The following is a 6,129-nucleotide window of genomic DNA, read 5'->3' on the forward strand; positions in this document are numbered from 1 at the left end:
TAGTAATTATGTCTATTTCATTCTTTAGAACTCCCGGCGGGAGCGTCATCGCTACAGAGGCGGACCATCGTCTCAATGCGGAGGAAATCGAAAAATTATGTTGGCTCTACGGTGGTGCCACGGTGGAAACCGAAGACGGACTGAAAGGTTGTTTCGTAGGTCCGCGTCGTGAGATGATTACTCCGTGGAGTACGAATGCCGTTGAGATTACTCAAAACATGAGCCTCAGCGGTATTTCTCGTATAGAAGAGTATTTCCCCGTGAACGACGAACATGCCGAGCACGACCCGATGCTGCAACGTATGTACAAAGGTTTGGACCAGAATATTTTTACGGTTGATATCCAACCGGCACCCATTGTGTATATAGAGAATCTGGAAGAATATAACGAACAGGAAGGGTTGGCACTCTCGCCCGAGGAAATCGAATACCTGCATCAGGTGGAAGGCCAATTGGGGCGTAAGCTGACGGATTCGGAGGTGTTCGGTTTTGCGCAAATCAACTCCGAGCATTGTCGTCATAAGATTTTTGGCGGCACGTTCATTATCGACGGGAAGGAAATGGAGTCTTCTTTGTTTCAGATGATTAAGAAAACGACACAGGAGAATCCGCATAAAATCATTTCGGCTTACAAGGACAATGTGGCTTTTGCACAAGGGCCGGTGGTGGAACAGTTTGCACCGAAAGACCATTCCACGTCCGACTATTTTGTAATCAAAGATATCGAGTCGGTGATTTCCATTAAGGCGGAGACGCACAACTTTCCGACCACGGTGGAACCTTTCAACGGGGCTTCCACGGGAACGGGCGGTGAGATACGCGACCGTATGGGCGGAGGTGTCGGCTCATGGCCGATAGCCGGTACGGCGGTCTACATGACCTCTTATCCGCGTACGGATGAGGATCGTGATTGGGAGGACATCTTGCCGGTGCGCCAGTGGTTGTACCAGACTCCGGAACAGATTCTGATCAAGGCGTCGAACGGGGCATCCGATTTCGGAAATAAGTTCGGGCAGCCGTTGATTACAGGCTCCGTACTGACTTTCGAGCATCAGGAGAATGGTGAACGTTACGGTTATGACAAGGTGATCATGCTGGCCGGAGGCGTGGGATACGGTACGAAGCGCGACTGCCTGAAAGGCACGCCGCAGAAAGGCAACAAGGTCGTAGTGGTAGGCGGCGATAACTACCGTATCGGTTTGGGCGGCGGTTCGGTTTCGTCGGTGGATACGGGACGTTATTCTTCCGGCATCGAACTGAATGCCGTGCAGCGTGCGAATCCCGAGATGCAGAAGCGTGCCAACAATTTGGTGCGTGCATTGTGCGAAGAGGACGTGAATCCGGTGGTTTCCATTCATGACCACGGTTCGGCCGGACATGTGAACTGTCTTTCCGAGTTGGTGGAAGAGTGCGGTGGATTGATAGATATGTCCAAATTGCCGATTGGCGACAAGACTTTGTCTTCTAAAGAAATCATAGCCAACGAATCGCAGGAACGCATGGGATTGCTGATTCAGGAAGAACATATCGAACACGTGCGTAAGATAGCCGAACGCGAGCGTGCGCCGATGTACGTGGTCGGTGAAACGACCGGCGACGCGCACTTTGCTTTCCAACAGGCCGATGGCGTGCGTCCGTTCGATTTGGATGTGGCGCAGATGTTCGGCCACAGTCCTAAGACGTACATGCGCGACAATACGGTGGAGCGTAAGTATGAGGACGTGACGTATGATGAAGCCAAGTTGAATGAATACGTGGCTCGTGTACTGCGTTTGGAGGCCGTGGCTTGTAAGGATTGGCTGACCAACAAAGTGGACCGTTCCGTGACGGGCAAAGTGGCACGTCAGCAGTGTCAAGGTGAAATCCAGTTGCCGTTGAGCGACTGCGGTGTCGTGGCTTTGGATTACCGTGGCAAGGCCGGTATCGCTACCGCTATCGGGCATGCCCCCCAAGCCGGTTTGGCCGACCCTGCCGCAGGTTCTGTGCTTTCGGTGGCCGAATCGTTGACCAATATCGTATGGGCACCGCTGGCCGAAGGGTTGGACTGCGTGTCTCTCTCTGCCAACTGGATGTGGCCGTGCCGCTCTCAGGAAGGCGAAGATGCCCGTTTGTACCAAGGTGTACAGGCTTTGTCCGATTTCTGTTGTGCTTTGGAAATCAACGTGCCTACCGGAAAAGATTCCTTGTCCATGAGCCAACAGTATCCCGGCGGCGAGAAAATCATCTCTCCGGGTACGGTCATCGTGAGTGCCGGTGGTGAGGTAAGCGACGTGAAAAAGGTGGTTTCGCCGGTGATGGTCAATAAGGAAAAGAGCACGTTCTATCATATTGATTTCAGTTTCGATGACTTGCGTTTGGGTGGTTCGGCTTTTGCCCAATCTTTAAATAAGGTGGGTTCGGACGTGCCGACCTGCAAGAATCCTGAATATTTCCGTGATGCTTTCGATGCCGTGCAGACGTTGGTAAACAAAGGTTTGGTTTTGGCCGGTCATGACATTTCGGCCGGAGGTTTGATTACCACTTTGCTCGAAATGTGCTTCGCGAATATGGAAGGCGGTATGGAAATCTCTTTGGACAAATTCGGCCGCCATGACATCGTGAAGATTCTCTTGGCTGAGAATCCGGGTGTGGTGGTGCAAATTGCCGACAAACATAAGGCGGAGTTCAAGAAAATCATGGACGATGCCGGTGTGGGCTATCTCAAGTTGGGACATCCTACGGACGAACGCCTCATCCAAGTGACAAAGGACGGTGCGGAGTACCAGTTCGGCATAGATTATCTGCGTGACGTATGGTATAGCACTTCCTACTTGCTCGACCGGAAGCAGAGTATGAACGGACGCGCCAAGGCACGTTTTGAGAATTATAAGATGCAGCCGCTCGAAATGGTGTTTAATAAGGATTTCACGGGTAAGTTGTCGCAGTACGGGTTGAACCCCGACCGTCGTACCCCATCGGGCATCAAGGCCGCCATTATCCGTGAAAAGGGAACGAACGGTGAGCGCGAAATGGCTTATTCGCTTTATTTGGCGGGATTCGACGTGAAGGATGTCATGATGACCGACCTGATAAGCGGACGGGAGACGTTGGAAGATATCAATATGATTGTCTTCTGCGGCGGGTTCTCCAATTCGGATGTGTTGGGTTCTGCCAAAGGCTGGGCCGGTGCTTTCTTGTATAATCCGAAGGCCAAGGCGGCACTCGACAATTTCTATGCCCGTGAAGACACGCTGTCTTTGGGTATTTGCAACGGTTGCCAGTTGATGGTGGAACTGGATTTGATTAATCCGGAATTTACGAAGAAGGCGCACATGTTGCACAATGACTCTCATAAATTTGAATCGGAGTTCGTAGGACTGACCATCCCGATGAACCGGAGTGTGATGTTCGGTTCGTTGAGCGGGAACAAATTGGGCATCTGGGTGGCTCATGGCGAAGGCAAGTTCTCCTTGCCTTATCCGGAGGATAAATATAACGTGATAGCGAAGTACACCTACGACGAATACCCCGGAAATCCGAACGGGTCGGACTATAGTGTGGCCGGTATATGCAGTGCCGACGGGCGTCATTTGGCCATGATGCCCCACTTGGAGCGTGCCATCTTCCCGTGGCAGAACGCCTGGTATCCGGCAGACCGCCGTACGGATGAGATCACGCCTTGGATGGAAGCTTTTGTCAATGCCCGTAAGTGGGTGGAGGCTCATAAAAAATAATCATGTCCGGATAGCATGCAAGGGGGCTGTGTCTATGCAAGGGCACAGCCCCGTGTGCTGTCTGTACATTCCGTATAAGAGTTGAAATATGAATATTTATTGGAACAGTTTCCGTACGTTCTTCCGCATCGGTTTGTTTACCATAGGCGGAGGGTATGCCATGATACCCTTGATTGAAGCGGATGTGGTGGACAAAAACAAGTGGGTGGCCCGTGAAGACTTTCTGGACTTGATGGCCATAGCCCAAAGTTGTCCCGGGATTTTTGCGGTCAATATGAGCATTTTTATCGGCTATAAGCTGAAGGGCGTGCCCGGTAGCGTGGTTTGTGCTTTGGGTACGATCTTGCCCTCTTTCCTGATTATTCTCGGCATAGCCTTGTTTTTCCAACAGTTTCGGGATAATGAGACCGTGCAGCGTATTTTCAAGGGTATTCGCCCGGCAGTGGTGGCACTGATAGCCGCTCCTACGTTTAAAATGGGGAAGAGTGCCAAAATAGGCATGACCAATGTGTGGATACCGGTGGTGAGTGCCTTGTTGATTTGGCTGTTGGGTGTTTCTCCTATATACATTATTATAATGGCCGGCTTGGGAGGTTACCTGTACGGGCGTTATATCAAACCGTCTGAAAGTAAATGATAAAGATATGTGGTGGTTATATGTAAAGCTTTTTTATAGTTTCTTCAAAATTGGCCTGTTCGGTTTTGGGGGAGGCTATGCCATGATTTCCCTGATTCAGGGGGAAGTGGTCAACCGTTATCATTGGTTGACGAGCGGGCAGTTTACGGATATCGTGGCTATCAGCCAGATGACGCCGGGACCGATTGGTATCAACTCGGCTACGTATGTAGGCTATACCAGTGTGGTCAATGCCGGTTACGGACATGGTTGGGCGGTATTGGGCAGTGTGACGGCTACTTTTGCCGTAGTGCTTCCCTCGTTTGTCCTGATGTTGCTTATCAGCAAGTTCCTGATGAAGTTCAAGAACCATCCTGTGGTGGAACATGTGTTTCAGGGTTTGCGTCCGGCTGTGGTCGGATTGTTGGCGGCAGCAGCCCTGTTGTTGCTCACACCGGAAAACTTCGGTACACCGGACAATCCGTGGCAGTTCTATATCAGTATTTTTCTTTTTTCCTTTGCCTTTATCGGTAGCCTGGTGTATAAGATGAATCCCATAAAATTGATTTGCCTTTGCGGGCTGGCGGGATGGATTTTGTTTTAACCGTTAAATGGATATAAGTATGATGGAGACGGTATTTCCTTTTGCCTTGTGGTGTTTCACTTCGCTTTTCACGATCACGAGTCCTTTGAGTACGATGCCCGTATTCCTGACCATGACACAGTCTTTGGATGAAAAGGAGCGTCGTGCAGTAGCCATAAGATCCACTTTGGTGGCTTGCTGCGCTTTGTTACTGTTTGTACTGGCCGGTCAGTTCCTGTTCAAGTTTTTCGGTATATCTACCAATGGTTTCCGTATCGTAGGCGGTATTATCATATTCCGTATCGGATTCGATATGTTGCAGGCAAAGTACACACCGATGAATTTGAGGAAAGAAGAAATCAAAGAGTATGCCAACGATGTTTCCGTGGCTCCTTTGGGAATCCCTTTGCTATGCGGGCCGGGTGCGATTGCCAATGCGATTGTCCTGATGCAGGAAGCCCATTCGTTTGAAATGAAAACAGCCTTGATTGTGGCTATCGTATTGGTGTATGTCGTTACGTTTTGCCTTTTGCGATGGGCAGGCCAGTTGGTGAAATTTATCGGCGAGACGGGCAACAACGTCATGATGCGGCTGATGGGTTTGATTCTGATGGTGATAGCAGTGGAATGTTTTGTCAGCGGGACACGTCCCATCCTGACGGAAATCCTGCATGGAAGTTAGAGGGCGTTTGAACTTCACCACCGGTTGTCTGTAAATCTTCTCCGACAGGATTTTGAGGAGTGTCGTGCCGAACTGACTCAAAACACGTGCATTAAAAAATTGAAAAGACATCTTGAACGCTAACGATGGGAACTTTGGCATTGGGACTGTTAAACATATAAAAGTAGCATAATGGTAACCGCAAGAAGAGGAATAATTATATTGGCATGGGAGATAAAGCCACTGGTTTGCCCGAGAATCAAGGTTTGCAGCAAAGGGTTGGATAGTATTCTCAATATGGATTGTACAAGACAAGGCTACCAGTTTTCTTTATTTCCCCTTATTTTGGAAATATATACTTATACATAATTTATTTCAAAAAAACACTATATATAAAGCTATTTTTTACTAAATTTGCACGCGGAAATATGGTTATTAATGCGAAGAAAACAGATTGTACTTTTAATTTTTTATGTTCTTGGCAGTTTCTGCCGTTCAGAGGCCCAAGAAGCCACGGATAGTGTTCTTATAAAATCGTTTGAAGAACACTTCCTGA

The 6,129-nt window shown here is 49.2% G+C and carries 4 protein-coding genes; all 4 read left to right on the forward strand.

Going from position 1 to position 6,129, the window contains the following annotated elements; translation table 11 throughout:
* Nucleotides 1-8: 8 nt before the first annotated feature.
* The 4 genes from purL (at nucleotide 9) to HMPREF9441_RS09290 (ending at nucleotide 5,594) form a co-directional block, all read left to right on the forward strand.
* Nucleotides 9-3,713, forward strand: a complete 3,705-nt coding sequence (gene purL / locus HMPREF9441_RS09275; protein WP_008620457.1) for a phosphoribosylformylglycinamidine synthase — start codon at nucleotides 9-11, stop codon at nucleotides 3,711-3,713.
* Nucleotides 3,714-3,801: 88 nt separating this feature from the next.
* The gene (locus tag HMPREF9441_RS09280; protein WP_008620458.1) at nucleotides 3,802-4,350 is read left to right on the forward strand and encodes a chromate transporter; all 549 of its coding nucleotides are present in this window, start codon (nucleotides 3,802-3,804) and stop codon (nucleotides 4,348-4,350) included.
* 7 nt (nucleotides 4,351-4,357) lie between these two features.
* Entirely contained in the window at nucleotides 4,358-4,933 is a 576-nt protein-coding gene (locus tag HMPREF9441_RS09285; protein WP_008620459.1) for a chromate transporter, read from the forward strand.
* A gap of 22 nt (nucleotides 4,934-4,955) precedes the next feature.
* On the forward strand, nucleotides 4,956-5,594 hold the full coding sequence (locus tag HMPREF9441_RS09290) for a MarC family protein (protein WP_039865110.1): 639 nt from the start codon (nucleotides 4,956-4,958) through the stop codon (nucleotides 5,592-5,594).
* The last annotated feature ends 535 nt before the right edge of the window (nucleotides 5,595-6,129 follow it).

Source organism: Paraprevotella clara YIT 11840, assembly GCF_000233955.1.
Taxonomy (GTDB): domain Bacteria; phylum Bacteroidota; class Bacteroidia; order Bacteroidales; family Bacteroidaceae; genus Paraprevotella; species Paraprevotella clara.

Excerpts from the sequence above, each read along its gene's own strand:
- HMPREF9441_RS09280 (WP_008620458.1), top strand. The coding sequence starts at position 3,802 with ATGAATATTTATTGGAACAGTTTCCGTACGTTCTTCCGCATCGGTTTG.
- HMPREF9441_RS09285 (WP_008620459.1), top strand. The coding sequence starts at position 4,358 with ATGTGGTGGTTATATGTAAAGCTTTTTTATAGTTTCTTCAAAATTGGC.
- HMPREF9441_RS09290 (WP_039865110.1), top strand. The coding sequence starts at position 4,956 with ATGGAGACGGTATTTCCTTTTGCCTTGTGGTGTTTCACTTCGCTTTTC.
- purL (WP_008620457.1), top strand. The coding sequence starts at position 9 with ATGTCTATTTCATTCTTTAGAACTCCCGGCGGGAGCGTCATCGCTACA.